Origin of the sequence: Schlesneria sp. (genome assembly GCF_036405755.1) — a bacterium.
In the GTDB taxonomy this organism is placed as follows: domain Bacteria; phylum Planctomycetota; class Planctomycetia; order Planctomycetales; family Planctomycetaceae; genus Schlesneria; species Schlesneria sphaerica.
This window is the reverse complement of the sequence record NZ_DASWWZ010000573.1, coordinates 1-17,331: the sequence shown is the minus strand read 5'-3', so window position 1 is coordinate 17,331 and position 17,331 is coordinate 1. Positions and strand designations below refer to the sequence as shown.

Here is a 17,331-nt window from a genome sequence, read left to right as displayed (position 1 = left end):
GGTTTCGCCGCGTCCGTTCTTGGTCACCAGGCCGAGCGAGTTGACCGCTCCGACGCTTTCATTCGAAGACGAGAAGTCTGCCAGTTCGGTCAGATCCCGGACAGAGCCATCGCTGAAGTGTCCCAGAACGATGATCTGCTGACGTGCGGCGGGCTGACGCAGGACTCGTTTGGCGGGAACCGTTTCAATCTTGACCAGGTCAGGTTCCGACGGGGCATCCAGTCGCATCCCTTCTGCGATCCATTGTTCGAGAGTCTTATGAGCGGCATCGCCCTTCTTCAGTCGCTTTCCACCACCATGGGCCACTTCCATCAGGGGCTTCTGGAGCAGCAGGCTCTGACCTGGTTCCATGATGTTTGTCCGACGTCCGAAGAATTCGGAACGGACAGTCATGATGTCGAGTTCGGAATCGTACGCCCGCAGCGACAGACGGAAGCCCCCTTTGCCCGAGGGAGACCCGTGACAGGCCCCCATGTTGCAGCCCGCTTTGGTCAGGGCCATCTGAGTTTCATTTTTGAAACTGATCGGTGCAGGTGCCTCGAGGTTTTTCACCACGACGGGAACCGAGAAGGTCTGACCACCGACACTGGCCGTAATTGTTGCTTCACCGTTGGCTCGAGGGTAAGCGATCGAATTCTCGATGGCGACGATTTCGGGATGAGATGACGTGAACGTCGCAGCGGGGGTCAGATCCCGGACGTCATTCCCCGAGTAGTTCCCCGTGACGATCAGTTGCTGTCGAGCACGCTTTCCCAGTAACTCGAACCGGGTAGGTTCCAGCACGATCGAGGAAGGTTGACCGACATCAACCGGCGAATCGGCCCGGACGAAACTCGGGACAACGACGATCGTGCATAGTGAAAGCCAACGGATTACAGCATTCATTCTCATCGTCCTCATTCTCCGTCCGGGTAATCGTCTTCTCGTGGCAATGCTTGTGTCGTTACTTGATGCGTCGATGTCGACTTTCAGTTTTCAGAGTCCAGTCATCTGGACTGCCCTATCCCGGAAACGACGTCAGTCATTCTGCTCGTCGTTCACACTTGTAACCTCATCCACTCAATTCCGTCCACTGCTATTCGACGGCGACGGTGACCGCCGCCGACATTGCTTCCAGCTTCGCAGCCCCGGCCATGGCGTCCGCTTTTGCGGTGACATTGGCGGCACTGGCTGCTGCCGCATCCGCAGCGGCCGTCAATTTGATCTCGACTTCGGATTGCTCTGCCGCGATCGTCGCCGGTGCGGCGGTGACCCCCGCAGGCAAGTTCTGCAGCGTCACGGTGACCGGCCCCATGAAAGCGGGGTTGCGTTCCACGATGGCCTTGACGGTTGCTTCTCCACCTTTGGTCAGTTTCGCATTGGCCGGTTCCAGCTTCAGCGTCATCGGTGCTGTCAGATTCAGCCGGATGGCCATGCCCTGCACTGCAGTCTTGTCACCTTGCTTCAGGGTTCCGGTCAAACCTGCGGTGAACTCGCCCAGGGGAGCCTGATTATTGGCAGAGATCACGATCTCGGCTTCTGTCTGCCCCTTGTCGATGTTCTTGACAGCGACGGTGACTCCGGCGGGAAGTCCGTTCTGCGGGGGCGTGATGGCCACAACCACCCCCTCTTCAAAGCCGGCGGCGCGTGTCGCAATCAGTTTGACCTTGGTCGACAAATCCTTACCGAAGACCGCCACCTCAGGCTCAACCCGCCAGGAAAATCCGGGAGCCGTCGTCGCAGAGGCTGCGACTGATTTGCTGAGGAGCGACGGAGTCCACCGCATTGCATTGTTGCGTGCCTTGAGGACACCGTTGATCTCGGCCGGTACGACAACATTGGCTTCGCCAATCCGGGCGGTCCCGATGACGGAGATCCCATGCAGTTCACCCGGCACGAATTCCGGAGCCGCCTGCAGTGTCAGTACGGCATCGTTACGTCCGACACCAATCACCGACTTGCTGGCCGTAACCCCGGGAGGCAGGTTCGCAACGCCCAGTTCGATCTGACCGCCGTAGCCGGTCCTCACCGCCGTGACCGTCGCCATGACTGAACCGCCGGCAGGAATATTGAACGTATCCAGAGAGGTCGCCAGCGAGAACTGAGGAGGTGTGGTCGTTACCTCGATCCGATAAGCGTGCTCACTGCCGCCACGCTGAGTCAAATCTTCGACAAACAGATAGTAGTCGCCGTCGGCAGGGAACTTGTACGAAACCGAGCCCTCGTTGATACCACTGTCCTCAGCCACGGCAAGCTGACCACCGTCCTTGTTGAGGATCTTGAAGTTGAGGTCGGTCGGCGATCCCTGCTGCCGAGTGATTCCGAAAAAGCTGACCGTCTGGTCCTTCTTGGCTGTGAAAACAAAGCGATCGACATCGCCCGGCTGCTCGAGCCGACCATTGATGTCATGCCCGAGCTCCACCCGATTGGCCTGTTCCGGTGCGTTGTTCGGTTCCTGCTCCAGAAACTGAGGGGTCGAGACGACTTCCACAGTACTGTATCCGCTGGCGCCATTCGGCCGCTTCAGACTCACGTTGAGCCATTCCGTTGTCTGGTCAGGAGCGACGGTCACGGGGACAGGTGTCAATCCGTCAACACCGAAACCCGCCAGCGTGACATTCGTGGTGACGCCCCGCTGAACCGCCAGAGGGTAGGCCACCGTCGCGACGGGGAAATCGCCGATTCGCAAGCGGTAGGCCCCCGCACCGTATTTAATATCTCGCAGTTCGATGACATATTCACCCGCCGCCTTAAAGGTATATACCAGCGACGCGTCGCCGCTCAGTCCTGGTGTATCGTCGTTGTAAGCCAGCTCACGCCCTTTGGCGTCCAGCAGCCGCAGCATGGGATCCAGCGAAGACCCGATCCGGCGAGCCACCACTTCAATCGCCAGTCGCTGACCCGCCTGGGCCGAAAATTTGAAGTACTGCCAGCTCAAGCCCGCCACCGCACCGTCAATCGCGGTCGGTGTCGTGACGACCTGTGCCGACGCAAGCTGCACATTCGAACCGACCGAAGCGATCGAAGGGAGATCGTCAACGAACAGGAACCGCAGGGGCGAAACACCTTTGTCCGTCAGTACGCGCATTCCTTGAATGCCGCAAGGCGTTTCAGGGGGGACGCTGATCCGGTAGGTGACCTGAGCCGGATTCTCGCCATTCTTGTCGATTCCTTCCGCCAGCACCGCTTCCGCCGGAAAGCTGAGCCACAGCTTCTTCGCCGGTGCGAGGTTGCCACCATTAATCTGTAACGGAAGCGAAGTTCCCGGAGCGATCGCCCCTGGAACCGTACCGTTGACCACTGGTTCCTGCGCCGCTGCGTCGTTCGCCGGGGAGGCGTTCAGGCTGGCCAGAGCAATGACAAGTGACAGTCTCTTCGTGAAGCGAGCAACCAGCATGCGGCTTGACTCCATCGGGGGTCATCAGGCGGTGGGACATCAGGCGGGTCAAATATCAGCTTTCGCTGATGGCAACATCATAGGGGTCTCGAATCACGGTCGTCAATTTGAAACCGGATCAATCCCGCGCAATCAAATGTTTTTACGCCAGCATCGGATACTCGACAAAACCTCTCCCCGGGATGATTCCCGCCGCCTAAAATAAAGGGGCGCTGAGAATTCTCGACGGGATGGAGGGATCACGCAGGGAACCCAGACAGGGAATCCGACACGAGACTCAAAGCAAGAACCACCGAAGCAGTCCCTACAATCACCACCTTCTTCGTAACGGAAGAGACGGTCGACAAAGCTGGGGTTCACTGCTTAATTTTCCGTCTCTCAAACAAGGCAGGTGATATTCCGAATGGTGGACCTCCCCGTGTCAGCACCAGGACGGGCTTGAAACCGGCAACTTCGAACGTAACAAGCGAGCCCCTCACGAGGGGGAATGTCTCTGCCAGGAACAGATCGATGCGAGAACCCAAAGCCCCCATTTCGATGAATCTGGACGAATTTGAACAGCGCCTGCTGGACGGGGATCGCTGGATCGAACTGGTCGACGGTCGCTTTACCCGTCTCGAGCCGCCCGACGAAGCTCACGGAGATGTCGTAAGAAATCTGTCTAAGTCGCTCGCGACGGTCCTCAAAAAATCGCCTGACACCTACGCCTGCTTTGAACTCCCGCTGATCCTGAAACGGGAACAGCCGACCGTCCGGTGCCCGGCCATTTCCTGTTTTCGCTTCGAAGAAGGGAATCGCTTCGCCGAAACAGACAAGCTGATGACCGAGACCCTGCCGGTTCTGACCGTCGAAGTCGCCTCCACCAACGACCGCCGGGAATCGATGGCCGCACGGGTCGAAGCATATCTTCAGTGGGGCGTCGCGGGGGTCTGGATCATCGACCCCGTGACGCGTCACATCCACCAGTTCATCGGCCGCAGTTCGCGCCAGATGCTGAAGGAGCCACAGGTCATCACCGGTCACCCTCACATCCCCGGCTTCGCCATGCCCGTCGCAGACATCTTCAATTCCCCGAAATGGGTGAAAACCGAATCCCCCACGTTCGAGTGAGTGGTACTGTATTCCGTATTAACAGACCGTCCCCGGAGACGCTGGTCCAGGGGAAGGGCGGACTTTGGTTTTCACAGATATTTCCGCTTGACAGCAGAAAATTAACATGTAAACTATTCTCCGTCAGACGACATCCGGGAATGAGATATGACTTCAACGCTTCGCGATGAATTGAAGAAGCGAGGCCCTTTTGCTTCGATCGAGCAGGAAGCCATGCTGGCCATACTGCGAACGAGTGATCTGCTGGAAAACCGCATGGCCCGACTCATGCGAGAGTACGGCCTGACGCTGTCTCAATACAACGTGCTGCGGATTCTTCGTGGCGAGGGCAAACCGATGCCCTGCCTCGAAATCGCCGAGCGAATGATTCAGGTCGCTCCTGCGATTACCCGTGTCATCGATCAATTACTCGCTCTGGACCTCATCACAAAAACTCAGTCCGAAGTCGATCGACGTATCTTCGTCGTGGAACCGAAGCCGACGGCACTCCAGCTTCTCGATCGTCTCGACCAGCCCGTGCTGGACCTCCACGCCCTCCTCATGAATGGTGTCAACAAGTCACAACTGTCTGTGCTCGTGCAAACTCTCGATGCGATCCGGGGGGCGATTCCCGGCTGATTTTAAGAATTTTATTTACATGTAAACTGACAGGAGTGATATCATGTCCTCAAGCCTCCCGCCCTCCTGTCATCAGAGCAAAGGGACACCACCGGGTTCAGCTGAATTCCGGCAAGCAGATAAAACAATCATCGGTTCACGGCGGGCGATGTCTCCGCCAAATCAGTCATACCACGCTTCCCGAAGTGACCTTCCCGGCCGCTTCATGAGTCCTCGTTCGATTTCCTGACGCCACTCGCAGCATCCAGAACGGGTGATTCTGCTCATTCCGCAGTGAACGAGAGATCGAGCTTCAGAAAAATTCAGAATCAGAATTGTTCGCGAACACTGACAGTCCTGCGTGGACGTTGGTCTTCCGTGTTGTTGGTTCCGTGGAAACACGGGTTTTATGAGAGGAACAGAAATGCCTTTTAAACACCAATTGACCTCGCTGGGATTGCTAGTCCTACGAGTGGCGATCGGCTGCCTGATGCTAGTTCATGGTTTGCAGAAAATTTCCAATTTCGAAACCCTCAAGACCCAGTTTCCTGATCCACTCGGGATGGGAAATCAGCTCAGTCTGATGTCCGCCATTGGTGCAGAAGCAGGTTGCTCTGCCCTCTTAATCCTTGGCCTGGGAACGCGACTGGCGGCGATCCCGCTCGCCTTCACGATGATGGTCGCATTCTTCATCGTGCATGCAAAAGACCCCTGGAACGTCAAGGAACTGGCCTGTGCGTACCTGTTCGTCTATATCACGTTGATCCTCACCGGTCCGGGAAGTTTTTCATTAGATCACTTGTGGACAAAACGAAAGAGCTCCTCCCCCAACTGACAAACGTCTGTCACACGTCGGGGTTTTTCTCCCGACGTCACTGCACCAGTACGACGTTCATCAGAAACGCGACTCTCAGATTACTTGTCACCGGCGATTTGCTCGCGGCAGATCGCCGGCATTTCCTGAATAGCCCATCGGCTCACGTCGCATCCCCGTGAGTCATTGCACTCAGCCCGTACTGAGCACGAACTGAGACCGCCCGCCACGTGCCTCATACCGGTTCCGCTGTCTGCTTTGGCAAGCCCCCCCTTCTTTGGGTACCAGAGTCGTCGTCGACGAAGGCGATCCCCTTCTCGCGAACGGCTCGTGATGTCGCTGTTGATTCGCACTCGGCGGGTTGTGGCCAGCCCGTTCTATGGGAAGTCTTACGCCTCTGGAGAATCTGACATGGTGCCGCAGCAAGTCCTCTACAACGGCAAAATCACCACTCTTTACTCAAAGAAGCCGGAGGTCGCCGCATTATCCGTCACCGACGGCGTCATCTCCGCGATCGGCAGCGACGACGAGATCCTGGCCACCGCCGACCAGCACACGGAAAAAATTGACCTGCAGGGCCGCCGAGTCATTCCGGGACTGAATGATTCTCATCTGCATGTCATTCGCGCCGGACTGTTCTACAACCTGGAACTCCGCTGGGATGGCGTTCCCAGCTTGTCCCAGGCTCTTGCCCAACTCAAGGAGCAGGCAGATAACACGCCGCCCCCGCAGTGGGTTCGCGTCATCGGGGGCTGGAACGAGTTTCAATTCGTCGAAGGTCGCATGCCGACCCTGGACGAAATCAATAAAGCCGCTCCCCACACGCCGGTCTTTGTCCTGCATCTCTACGACTCAGCGTTGCTCAATCAGGCGGCCCTGCGGCAGCTTGGCTTCGACCGCGATACCCCTAACCCACCGGGGGGACTGATTGCGCGCGACAGCCGGGGAAATCCGACAGGACTCCTGATTGCCGAACCGAGCGCGCTGATACTTTATTCCACGATTGCGAACGCCCCGAAACTCTCGTTTGAGGACCAGCTCAATTCGATTCGCTTCTATCTGCGCGAGTTGAACCGCTTCGGGATCACCAGCGTGTCCGATGCCGGGGGTGGCGGTCAGAACTATCCCGAAGACTATGCAGTCGTCAAGAATTTGAATGACAACGGGCAACTGACTGTTCGGATTGCCTACAGCCTTTTTGCGCAAAAGCCCGGACAGGAACTGAACGACTACTCCCGCTGGCTCGGCATGACAGCACCGGGAGACGGGGACCACCTGTTACGGGTCAACGGAGCTGGTGAGAATCTGGTCTGGAGTGCGGCTGACTTCGAAAACTTTCTGCAGCCGCGTCCAGACCTGCGTCCCGTGATGGAGCAGGAACTGGAAGCGGTCATCAGCAAGCTCACCGAAGCACGCTGGCCCTGGCGAATCCATGCGACCTACGACGAATCGATCGGACGATTCCTCGACATTTTTGAACGCGTGCACCGACAGCATCCGATTAACGACCTTCGCTGGTTCATCGATCACGCCGAAACCGTCTCGGAGAAGAATCTGGAACGGATTCAAGCATTAGGTGGCGGAATCGCAATACAGCACCGCATGGCCTATCAGGGGGAATACTACATTCGCCGGTACGGCCTGGAATCCGCCCGTAGAAAACCACCTCTTCGACAGATGCTGAAGATGGGACTGCCCGTCGGCGCGGGAACCGACGGGACGCGTGTCGCCAGTTATCACCCCTGGACCTGTCTCTGGTGGATGGTCACATCGAAAACCGTCGGTGGGACCGTGCTGCACGAGGAAGCCGATCGGCTGACCCGCGAGGAAGCCCTGCGACTGTACACGCACGGAAGTGCCTGGTTCAGTCACGAGGACCACTGCAAGGGGACTCTGGAACCGGGCCGCTTTGCGGATCTGGCAGTCCTGAGCGACGATTACTTCCGCATCGACCCGGATGAAATCCGTGGACTGGAAAGTCTCCTGACGATGGTCGGAGGGAAGGTCGTCTACGGGACGGGCGACTTTGCGAGACTCTCCCCTCCCCTCCCTCCGGTCAGTCCGGACTGGTCCCCGGTGGCACGATTCGGCGGATATGACTCACGCAGTCCCGTTCCCCCGGCTCACCACCACACTCCCATTATGGCAGCAGACGGCCGCGTCTGGGAAACCGGTTGTGGCTGCGGCGTCTGAACTCGATCGACTCCGGTTCGCAGTTGCGTCGTCAGCGCAGTCGTCAGGACCGGCCGCGCTGACGACGCATGATATGAGTCATTGCCGATCAACAGACCAGCGACATTGAACGCCTGCGGCGAACCACCTACGATCCGAACGGTGGGAACCGCTGTTCGACCACTCCGTCGAGGCGTGCAAGCGCACTTCGTTTGCCACCTGCCGAGCGAGAAATCGCGTTCCCTGATCTCCGAACACGACAAGGATCCATGAATAGCCCTTCATTTCCCAGCCCTCTTGTGCATCGTCACTCTCCACGTCCCAGTGTTGGTTTACTGAGGCAGGTCCCCCTGCTTTTGGCTCTCGCCGTTACAACACTCGGCTCGTCCGCCCGTGTTGATGCCGACGAAGTCGTTCGAGTGATGAGCTTCAACATGTGGGTCGGCGGCGATGCGAGCCGTCAGCCGTTTGAACGGACTGTCGAAGTCGTTCGGGCTGCGAAAGCGGACATCGTCGGCCTGCAGGAAACTGGAGGCCTTGCGCCGCAGGACCAGCCCCGGCCTGACCACGCGAGACGACTCGCGGAAGCACTCGGATGGTCCTACCACGAGCAGGGATCTTCCACCGGAATGGCCCGCATCGGAATCATCAGCCGCTATCCGATCACCGGTTCCGTCGGTAAACCCGCCATCGGTTCGACGGTTTCGCTTCCGTCAGGCCGGACCGTCGATGTCTTTAACATCCACATGGCCCATGCCCCCTATCAGCCCTATCAGTTGCTCAACATCCCGTATGCCGGTGCCCCCTTTCTGAAGACAGCCGAAGAAGCGGTCGCCTCAGCCAACGAGGCCCGGCGCGCTCAAGTCAACGAGGTCCTGCAGGCCCTGAAAAGCTCGAAGTCCTCGCAGCAATTCATCACGGGGGACTTTAATGAACCCTCTTACCTTGACTGGACCGAGGAAGCGGTGCAGGCACTTCACCATCCGCTCGTCGTGGAATGGCCTGCCACAAAAGCTTTTGCCGAGGCGGGATTCCGCGATTCCTACCGCGTCCTCTTTCCGGACCCGGTCAAGCACCCCGGCTTCACCTGGACGACCCTCACCAAGCGAGACAACCCCAAGGACCACCACGACCGGATCGACTTCGTCCTGTCACACGGCCCGGCCACGATTAAAGCGACAGAAATCGTAGGGGACTCGCAGGAAAGCGCCGACATCGTCGTCACCCCCTACCCGTCCGACCATCGCGCCGTCGTGTCAACATTCGTGCTTGAGGGCAAGTAGCATCATCCCTCAACGACGATGACGGTCGCGGGGGCAATGTCGCCCGGCGGTGTAGGTCGATTTCGAAAACTTGAAGCTGTCGGATTGAACCGATTGCACGACGTTGTAAGAGAGGCCCTCGCAACAAGAAACTTCCTTCACGCTCTGGCCGATGCGATTCCGGCCTGATCTCGTCGAGATAACAGGACCTCCTTGGAAATCGCGGGCAAACGGGTTGCGAGTCGACACTCCCTGCGACGAACAGGGGGCGAAGTAACATTGCCAAGGGACTAAAATCAGGTCAAATCAATTCGGCAAATCTTCGTAGACTCGACACGGTTTGTGCCAGTCCCTGAGCTTCGAGTGTGGCGAGGTATTCGCCAACGTTTTTAGAAGGGTTCTTGAGACTTTCCCTGTGCCGCTTGGCGACTGCACAGACGATATTGGGCGCCAAGTCGAGTTGGAATGTCAGGAATTCGTCGGGATGCTGGGCCTGGATGCCGTAGGGCTTCAAGTGCTTCTCGGGAAAATCCTTGAGATTGAACGTTACGATCAGGTCCGCTCCAGCGCGAATTGCCGCCGACAGAACATGTCGATCGTCTGGGTCTGGCAGAGTGACTGCATTAATGAGCGTCTCATAGCCGGTCACGAGGCAGTCTCGAACATGAGCGTTCATCAGGTCACGGGTCCTTTTGAGCTGTTCGGGCCTCAAATCCGGACGGTTTTTAAGGACGTTTCTGATCCACTCGTCGTGAATGGCATCCGTCCATTTGGCGCGGTACAGATCCGTGACCGCGAGATGCATCAGCAAATCGCGGAGTGGCGCGGGATAGAAGACGCATGCGTCAAACAAAACCGTGAAATTGTTCACGTCAATAACCCATGTCGAGTTCCTGAGCCTGGGACGCCAATTCGTCTAGCGCCTTCAACCGGTTGCGATCCATTTCCTCCTTGTAACGCATCAAGTCCTTGAAAAGGATACGGCGATGGGTCCCCACCTTACGGAATGGAATCACATTCTTTTCCAACTGCTCGACGAGGAATGGGCGTGAGACATTCAAAATATCGGCGGCCTGTTGCGTCGTGAGTTCAGCATGAACAGGGATCAACGTGACAGCGTTTCCCTTAGCCATCTGCGTGAGAATATCATTCAGCAGGCGGAATGCGGACTCGGGAATTGAGACAGTTTCTTCAGGCGCGTCTTCAGGTTGAATTCTAAACTGCAGAGGCTTCTTTTGATTCCTTGCGATGAACCGTGTCAGCCGTCGACTGCTCTCCTGGGCGAGAAGTGCATCATCAGGCGTTGGCGTTACGGTTTCCGGAAAATCACTCAATAGTGTAACCATGTCATTTGTTCCCTCCAGCGCAATGATTTCATATAGCCGCAGCAAATGCAACATTCGAAATAAACGAAAATCTATTATCACTGAACAAATCAGCCCTAATTCCCCATCGAAAACCTGGGCGACACGTTCGCTGCCCCTTCACGCTTCGTTCAGAACTCGGCGCGGAGAAATGACGTGAGTTGATCCTTCCCTGGCGCCCCATTTCTGCCCCTTGACCCGCCCCATTTAGTTGCATATACATCTTCATGGCGGGGCTCTGCGACAGGGATTTGGGGATTTCATGGATTCGACGAAACGACGGGTGCACTATGCGTGGATCATTGCGGGACTGACTTTCCTGGTGGTGATCTGTTCGGCCGGTGTCCGTTCCGCCCCCAGTGTGCTGATCGTCCCGCTGGAAACCGAGTTTGGCTGGGATCGCGCGACCATCTCGGCGGCGATTTCCATTAATCTGATGCTGTACGGTCTCATCGGTCCCTTCGCTGCGGCGCTGATGGAATGGATCGGTGTCAAGAAGACCATCCTGATCTCACTGACAATCATTGCGACGGGAGTTGCTCTGACCGCCACCATGTCGGCTCCGTGGCAGTTGATGCTGCTGTGGGGAGTCGTCGTCGGCACCGGATCCGGGATGACGGCTCTGGTGCTCGCCGCGACGGTGGTAAACCGCTGGTTTGTCACGCAGCGCGGTCTGGTGCTGGGGTTGCTGACGGCCGGCACGGCCACTGGTCAACTGATCTTTCTGCCGATCATGGCGTGGATCATCAAACAGTCAGGCTGGCGTCCGGCCGTGTTGCTGATTGCGGGAACGATGGCGCTGCTGATTCCGCTGCTCATGCTGCTGTTCAAGGAACGGCCTTCCGAGGTCGGTCTGCTTCCCGTGGGCGATTTTTTGTCCGAAACCACTTCTGCCGAGGCCGCAGGGTCCTCGACCGTGCGGGTATCGAACCCGGTACAAGAGGCGATTGCGGCACTGCGGGACGGCTTCCGTTCGCGGAACTTCTGGCTGCTGGCGGGGAGTTTCTACGTCTGCGGGGCCAGTACGAATGGACTCGTTGGAACCCATCTGATTCCCGCCTGTCTGGATGTCGGCATGCCGGAAGTCCGCGCGGCAGGCCTCCTGGCGATGATGGGAATTTTTGATCTGGTCGGAACGACCGCTTCGGGCTGGATGTCCGATCGTATGGACAACCGGGTGCTGCTGAGCTGGTACTACGGGCTGCGAGGGTTGTCGCTGATCTTCCTTCCTTTCGCGCTGGTGGAAGGGACGTGGGGTCTGACGCTGTTTGCGGTCTTCTTCGGTCTCGACTGGATCGCCACCGTCCCACCGACGGTGCGACTGACGGCCGATACGTTCGGGCGTGCGCGAGCCGGGATCATGTTCGGCTGGATTGTCGCCGCCCATCAACTGGGTGCCGCCTCGGCCGCGTTTGGAGCAGGTGCCATTCGGTCATGGAGCGGCAGCTACGAACGGGCATTCCTCATTTCCGGAGGTCTGTGCCTGTTGACTGCGGCAATGGTCCTCCAAATCCGGAAGGTCTCGACTCACACACCAAACGAGGACGCAGTGGAAGCCCCCCGTCCCGCACCGGATGCCCACTGGAAACTGGAATCGTCGTCATGAAACACTTCGTTACATGGTGCCTGGTCGTTGGTGGCGTCACAGCACTGGTGGCGGCCGTCGCGATTCCTTTCAAATCCGGACATCCCGTCACGCGCTACATGCAGGATGCGGCCGATGCCGTGGCGGGAAAAACAGTGGTGCCGGCACTCGAATCGGATGACGTTCGACCGCAAGTCATCATCTTCATCCTGCCCGATTGTCCGTGCAGCGAAGACTACGAACCCTTCACACACGAACTGTTCCGGGCCTACGGCGATCATGTCGATTTCCAGGGAATTGTGGCGGGAACAGACGATGAAGCACGCGCTTGGCGAGAAAAGCACAAGACACCCTTCCCTGTGGTGGCGGACCCCGAGGGGGATATCGCAGCGAAGTACGACGCCAAGCGATCTGCGTACACGGCGCTTGTCGTCGACAGAACCACTATCCAGAAACTGTGGCCCGGTTATTCGAGCGACATGCTTGAGGAGGTCGGCACGCTTGCCGCAGCAGCGGCGCAGGTTCCTTCTGTCCCGCTGAACACCACCGGAGCCCCCGCGAAACTGACATCCGGCTGCTACATCGGTCCTTGATCTCGTGACCGGCGTGGTAATGATTGATCTCTCATACGGAACTCGGAAGAAGTCTTCTTCACCCACTCAATTGCCGGCAATGTGAGCGACGATACGGATTCTCTGCGTGAGTGAGGCATGCCGTTCCTGTGAGCTGGACGAGTTTCCGACACATTGCGGGGCCGTTTCGATTGAGATGCACAATGGCGGATCGGCACACGCTTCGCGACAGACCGTCAGAGACAGATTGATCACAGCCGAAGAGATACTTGAGGCATTCCCATGAAGTCACTTTCTCAGATCCCGTTTTCGATCCTTGATCTCGCCCCGATCCGTCTGGGAGGCACTGCGGCCGAATCATTCCGGGAATCACTCGACCTGGCACAGCATGCGGAACGTTGGGGCTACCACCGCTACTGGCTGGCCGAGCATCACAGTCTGCCCGGGATCGCCAGTGCCGCAACCTCGGTCGTGATTAACTATATCGCCGGAGGGACATCCCGCATCCGGGTCGGTTCGGGGGGAATCATGCTGCCGAACCACGCGCCGCTGGTCATCGCGGAACAGTTCGGTACGCTCGCGTCGCTTTATCCCGGTCGCATCGATCTGGGGATCGGACGCGCGCCGGGTGGCGATCAGCGAACGGCCCGAGCACTCGGCCGGTCAGCGACTCGGAATGGCGAAACGTTTCCACGGGACTTGGAGGAACTGCGAGGGTACTTCCAGCCGGGGGGGCCCGGGAATGGGGTCCATGCGGTACCGGGTGAAGGTCTCGACGTCCCGATCTGGCTACTCGGCTCCAGCGACTTCAGCGCGCGGCTTGCCGGGGAACTGGGGCTCCCTTTTGCCTTCGCCTCGCACTTCGCCCCCGAGTACCTGTTGCCTGCGCTCGCCCTGTATCGCGCCTGTTTCGAACCATCAGCAGCATTGCAGGAACCGCGCGTTGCCGTGGCCGTCAACGTGGTCGCGGCAGACACCGATGAGGAAGCAACTCGTCTGTTCACAACACTGCAGCAGGCGTTTCTGAATCTGGTTCGCGGAACACCGGGCCTGTTTCCTCCTGCGGTCGATTCGATGCAGGGTCGCTGGAATCCCCTGGAGCGGGAACAAGTCAAACAGATGACACGCTACTCTGCCGTCGGGGGGCTCGAACGAGTCACCGACAAATTGGACGAGATTGTTGCCTCGACGGACGCGGACGAACTGATTCTCGTTGGACCGATCGAGAATCATGCCGCCCGTCTGCGGTCGTTCGAAATCGTGGCCGGGTTACAACGTCAGTCATAACGCGATAGGAAGTTTCAACGTGCAGCTGAGGTATTGTTGAATACCGCGTGGTCCCGTAGATCTTTTCGATGATCAGGGAACTATCCCCAATTCCTGAGCGGGTGGCAGGCATGTCTGGTTGGCAACATTTTGCGATCGCCTCCGCGTTTTTTGCCGGACTGACGGCTCTGTTCGGCAAGTTGGGCGTCGCACAGATCAACTCCAATCTGGCGACACTGATTCGGACAGCAGTGATTCTTGGGATGACGGCCCTGATCGTTGCCTGGCGGGACGAGTGGGAACCGCTGAGCAAGCTGTCGCTGCGATCGGTCATGTTCCTCATCCTGTCTGCCGTCGCCACGGGCCTATCGTGGCTGTTTTATTACCGGGCGCTCCAACTGGGCCCCGCATCTCAGGTCGCGCCCGTGGATAAGTTGAGTCTCGTCTTCGTCATCATCCTCGCGTGGTTGTTTCTGGGCGAATCACTGACATGGAGAACGGCCGCAGGCGGCCTGCTGGTGCTCAGCGGGGTGTTAGTGCTCGCGAAATCGTGACCCCTGATTTCGTGACGCATCCATCCTGACTTTGGGTCAATCCGTTGGACTTCGGAGCAGTGTGCCGGGTTCAATCCAGCTTCTTCCGGTTCGCTCCGGGAACCCACAAGACGTCCCCTTTTCCCTCGTCGTTGGCAGAGCGAGCCAGGACGAACAGCAAGTCCGACAATCGATTGAGGTAAATCAGAATCTGCGTGTTAATCGATTCCACCTCCATCAATCGCAGGACTTCAATTTCTGCCCGCCGGCAAATCGTGCGCGAGACGTGCAACTGGGCTGACGCGGGTGTTCCCCCGGGCAGGATGAAACTCGTCAATGGTTCCAGCCGGGTATTGGCGCGGTCGATCCAGCTTTCAAGTTGTTCAACCTGGTCCGCTGTGACACGGAGCGGGGTGTAGGCGAGAGGAGTCTCGGATTCGGGGACACACAGGTCCGCCCCGACATCAAACAAGTCGTTCTGAATCAACGTCAGCATCGACGTAATTTCGGTCGACGGACGGGCACACAAGGCCACACCGAGCGACGAATTCAGTTCATCAACGGTCCCATAAGCGACGATTCGGGGATCGGTCTTGCGCACCCGGCGCCCATCCCCCAGAGATGTCTCACCGGTGTCGCCCGTTTTCGTATAGATGCGATTCAAATAGACCATGTCAGAGCGTCACTGAAAAAAGGCGTACGGCGAGAATAGGCGTAGAGCGAAGTTACTCTTCGCGATCGTAGAGCGGACCGGAGATCCGGATCGGGCGAATATCCAGACGGATATTGACCACCGTGTAATCATCACCGCCGTAACTTTCTGTGTACCACGCGACGCTCTCGTCATCGCGAGAAAACTTGAACTCAAAGCCGTCAACGGGATGTTTGCGAGCGGCATATCCGTCGAAGGCCAGCCCCGTCGCAATGGGACTGACACTCTCCATCAGACGTCCCATCATGTCGATAATGGTCGTGTTCGCCAGAATATCGTTGTAGAAGAGCGGACGTCGCAGACCCGGCCGATATTCCGGCGACTTCGGATCCAGCTTTTCATCATCCAGCTTTTCCTGAGCGGGCATGACTTCCATGGTTTTCAGGTCAAAGCGATCACCTCGATCCAGATATGTCAGTCGCGCGTTTTTCAGATTGAAACGACCTAGTGAGGGATCGTGTTCGGCTTGAGAGAGATCCAGGACAAGTGCCCCCTTGTAGCCAATGACACGAACATCCTTTCCATTTGTGACAATGATGGCCGAATTCTCGTCGACGCCAATCCCGAACTTGAAACCCTGGTCCTGCATGGCGACCAGCGTCCGCGCGAATCGCCCCCGCACGAAGAGGTGCTGATCGACGAACCATTCACCGTCGAGGAACCCCAGTCCCCGGTCGATCTCTTTGCCCCACTGAACCCCCTTCAGCATGGTATCCAGGACCGACTCGGCATCGCGGTACATGACGCGGCTCATCACGGCGGCCCCGGCACTGGTTCCTGCTATGACGCCGCCGCGGCGATAGACTTCCCACATCGCGTCCAGCATCGGGGTGTGCTGACCGTCAGCGGTGAAGAGCGCTTTGACGATCTTGTCCTGCTCTCCCCCAATCAGAAAGATGCCGGTCGCCTCGCGGACCTGGGCGACAAGATCGGGATCCGATACGGCTTCGACGGGCTTGATCGGGATCTTTCGCCAGGCGACGGGGACCAGAAAGGCATCGGCACCCGCATTGTTCAGCGCCGTAATGACCCAGCCCCCTTTCTGGACAGGGTCACCACTCGCGGTCGGAAACACGGCGATCCGTGCCCCGGGCCCGCCCGCCAGTTCTACGATCTCGTCCCAATACTCGCGGTGATTGAATCGTTCCGATCCCCCCAGGATGACCAGGGAGCCTTTAATCTGCGTTTCGGGGGGACTGCTGACTTCCTCTGACCATCCAGCGCGTGACAAGGTGCACACTGCCAGACAGACGAATGAGATGCATCTCAGCGGCACGCCCCGAAAAGAGAGTGAACATAGAGAAAGTTTGCGGGGGCGAATGGAGACGGATCGCGACACCGCATCTGCAGATCGAAGGAGGGGAGCAACACGCCTGAGTGGCGGGCTCGCCTTCAGGCAGTCCACGAACACAAACCTCCCTGACGTTAGGCAATTGGATGGCGACAGAATAATCCTGCTACTCCTGTGGCTCATGCTCTTCACATCCCTGTGGCTGGCAACCACTCCGCTCGGTGCCCAAGTCCCGCTCAGTCACGACCGGTGCCGAACCTGGTTCTCAATCCCGGCGGGCACAACTGGATCATTTGAGTCAGTTCATCCTCGATCCAGCCATCTCAAATTATACGCTGCCGGGCCGGAAATCGACTACAGTGGATCGTCCGCCCCTTGTCAATGCAAAGTGATCAGGCGTCACGGGCCCCCACCAGCGGACAGCTTCTCCCATTCACCGGGATCATTCATGGAAAAATAGTGCGATCAGGACGACTCGAAGGGCAGAAGATCGGATTTCCGCAGACCGAAGAATTGTCATTACTCCACCCTTTTTTCCGGGTTGAAGAGATTTTCAGCGACATCGGCCCGTCGAGGAGCTAAAATTGGTGTAGTAGATTTCGGAAGCAGATTGCCGTAAAACGGAACACAAGTTTCTGGACAGATGTTATTGAACGTCCTTCCAGCCTCGAGTGACG

At 57.9% G+C, this 17,331-nt stretch carries 14 protein-coding genes and 1 pseudogene; 9 read left to right on the top strand and 6 right to left on the bottom strand.

Translation table 11 applies throughout. From position 1 onward, the window contains the following. Positions 1 to 885, bottom strand: a pseudogene (locus VGE80_RS19160) (hypothetical protein); the annotation flags it as partial. Between the two features lie 190 nt (positions 886 to 1,075). Continuing rightward, entirely contained in the window at positions 1,076 to 3,376 is a 2,301-nt protein-coding gene (locus tag VGE80_RS19155) for a PPC domain-containing protein (RefSeq protein ID WP_373649495.1), read from the bottom strand. A gap of 510 nt (positions 3,377 to 3,886) precedes the next feature. Between VGE80_RS19155 and VGE80_RS19150 the strand changes: the two genes are divergently transcribed. The 5 genes from VGE80_RS19150 to VGE80_RS19130 all read left to right on the top strand — a co-directional run bounded on the left by VGE80_RS19150 (position 3,887) and on the right by VGE80_RS19130 (position 9,352). Continuing rightward, entirely contained in the window at positions 3,887 to 4,486 is a 600-nt protein-coding gene (locus VGE80_RS19150) for a Uma2 family endonuclease (protein WP_373649496.1), read from the top strand. Between the two features lie 147 nt (positions 4,487 to 4,633). Further along, complete coding sequence (locus VGE80_RS19145; RefSeq protein ID WP_373649497.1) at positions 4,634 to 5,104, top strand: MarR family winged helix-turn-helix transcriptional regulator; 471 nt, start codon at positions 4,634 to 4,636, stop codon at positions 5,102 to 5,104. Between the two features lie 403 nt (positions 5,105 to 5,507). Next, positions 5,508 to 5,918, top strand: a complete 411-nt coding sequence (locus VGE80_RS19140; RefSeq protein ID WP_373649498.1) for a DoxX family protein — start codon at positions 5,508 to 5,510, stop codon at positions 5,916 to 5,918. Positions 5,919 to 6,308: 390 nt separating this feature from the next. Next, complete coding sequence (locus VGE80_RS19135) at positions 6,309 to 8,090, top strand: amidohydrolase (protein ID WP_440593774.1); 1,782 nt, start codon at positions 6,309 to 6,311, stop codon at positions 8,088 to 8,090. A gap of 248 nt (positions 8,091 to 8,338) precedes the next feature. Next, positions 8,339 to 9,352, top strand: coding sequence for an endonuclease/exonuclease/phosphatase family protein (locus VGE80_RS19130; protein WP_440593773.1), 1,014 nt, complete (start codon positions 8,339 to 8,341; stop codon positions 9,350 to 9,352). A gap of 280 nt (positions 9,353 to 9,632) precedes the next feature. Here the strand turns inward: VGE80_RS19130 and VGE80_RS19125 are convergent, their stop codons facing one another. Then, positions 9,633 to 10,202 (bottom strand): PIN domain-containing protein, encoded by a 570-nt coding sequence (locus VGE80_RS19125; RefSeq protein ID WP_397568307.1) that lies wholly within the window; start codon positions 10,200 to 10,202, stop codon positions 9,633 to 9,635. A gap of 1 nt (position 10,203) precedes the next feature. Continuing rightward, on the bottom strand, positions 10,204 to 10,677 hold the full coding sequence (locus VGE80_RS19120) for an excisionase family DNA-binding protein (RefSeq protein WP_397568306.1): 474 nt from the start codon (positions 10,675 to 10,677) through the stop codon (positions 10,204 to 10,206). A 280-nt stretch (positions 10,678 to 10,957) separates the two neighbouring features. Between VGE80_RS19120 and VGE80_RS19115 the strand changes: the two genes are divergently transcribed. The 4 genes from VGE80_RS19115 (at position 10,958) to VGE80_RS19100 (ending at position 14,672) form a co-directional block, all read left to right on the top strand. After that, on the top strand, positions 10,958 to 12,301 hold the full coding sequence (locus VGE80_RS19115; RefSeq protein ID WP_373649500.1) for an MFS transporter: 1,344 nt from the start codon (positions 10,958 to 10,960) through the stop codon (positions 12,299 to 12,301). After that, a complete protein-coding gene (locus VGE80_RS19110) occupies positions 12,298 to 12,873 on the top strand; it encodes a peroxiredoxin family protein (RefSeq protein ID WP_440593772.1) in 576 nt (191 codons plus the stop codon). The genes VGE80_RS19115 and VGE80_RS19110 overlap by 4 nt, the downstream gene beginning before the upstream one ends. 261 nt (positions 12,874 to 13,134) lie before the next feature. Beyond that, positions 13,135 to 14,139, top strand: a complete 1,005-nt coding sequence (locus VGE80_RS19105) for an LLM class flavin-dependent oxidoreductase (RefSeq protein WP_440593771.1) — start codon at positions 13,135 to 13,137, stop codon at positions 14,137 to 14,139. Positions 14,140 to 14,249: 110 nt separating this feature from the next. Next, a complete protein-coding gene (locus VGE80_RS19100; protein ID WP_440593770.1) occupies positions 14,250 to 14,672 on the top strand; it encodes an EamA family transporter in 423 nt (140 codons plus the stop codon). Positions 14,673 to 14,742: 70 nt separating this feature from the next. On the opposite strand, the gene VGE80_RS19095 is transcribed toward VGE80_RS19100, so the two are convergent. Both VGE80_RS19095 and VGE80_RS19090 read right to left on the bottom strand, forming a co-directional pair. Next, positions 14,743 to 15,324: a cob(I)yrinic acid a,c-diamide adenosyltransferase gene (locus VGE80_RS19095; RefSeq protein WP_440593769.1), complete on the bottom strand. Its 582-nt coding sequence runs from the start codon at positions 15,322 to 15,324 to the stop codon at positions 14,743 to 14,745. Between the two features lie 52 nt (positions 15,325 to 15,376). Then, positions 15,377 to 16,594 carry a cyanophycinase gene (locus VGE80_RS19090; RefSeq protein WP_373649505.1) on the bottom strand — a complete coding sequence of 406 codons (1,218 nt, stop codon included), beginning with the start codon at positions 16,592 to 16,594 and terminating at the stop codon, positions 15,377 to 15,379. Positions 16,595 to 17,331: the final 737 nt, after the last annotated feature.

What these genes read in the sequence shown, in the direction of transcription:
- VGE80_RS19155 (WP_373649495.1), bottom strand. Translation starts at nt 3,376, where the DNA reads ATGCTGGTTGCTCGCTTCACGAAGAGACTGTCACTTGTCATTGCTCTG.
- VGE80_RS19150 (WP_373649496.1), top strand. Translation starts at nt 3,887, where the DNA reads ATGCGAGAACCCAAAGCCCCCATTTCGATGAATCTGGACGAATTTGAA.
- VGE80_RS19145 (WP_373649497.1), top strand. Translation starts at nt 4,634, where the DNA reads ATGACTTCAACGCTTCGCGATGAATTGAAGAAGCGAGGCCCTTTTGCT.
- VGE80_RS19140 (WP_373649498.1), top strand. Translation starts at nt 5,508, where the DNA reads ATGCCTTTTAAACACCAATTGACCTCGCTGGGATTGCTAGTCCTACGA.
- VGE80_RS19135 (WP_440593774.1), top strand. Translation starts at nt 6,309, where the DNA reads ATGGTGCCGCAGCAAGTCCTCTACAACGGCAAAATCACCACTCTTTAC.
- VGE80_RS19130 (WP_440593773.1), top strand. Translation starts at nt 8,339, where the DNA reads ATGAATAGCCCTTCATTTCCCAGCCCTCTTGTGCATCGTCACTCTCCA.
- VGE80_RS19120 (WP_397568306.1), bottom strand. Translation starts at nt 10,677, where the DNA reads ATGGTTACACTATTGAGTGATTTTCCGGAAACCGTAACGCCAACGCCT.
- VGE80_RS19115 (WP_373649500.1), top strand. Translation starts at nt 10,958, where the DNA reads ATGGATTCGACGAAACGACGGGTGCACTATGCGTGGATCATTGCGGGA.
- VGE80_RS19110 (WP_440593772.1), top strand. Translation starts at nt 12,298, where the DNA reads ATGAAACACTTCGTTACATGGTGCCTGGTCGTTGGTGGCGTCACAGCA.
- VGE80_RS19105 (WP_440593771.1), top strand. Translation starts at nt 13,135, where the DNA reads ATGAAGTCACTTTCTCAGATCCCGTTTTCGATCCTTGATCTCGCCCCG.
- VGE80_RS19100 (WP_440593770.1), top strand. Translation starts at nt 14,250, where the DNA reads ATGTCTGGTTGGCAACATTTTGCGATCGCCTCCGCGTTTTTTGCCGGA.
- VGE80_RS19095 (WP_440593769.1), bottom strand. Translation starts at nt 15,324, where the DNA reads ATGGTCTATTTGAATCGCATCTATACGAAAACGGGCGACACCGGTGAG.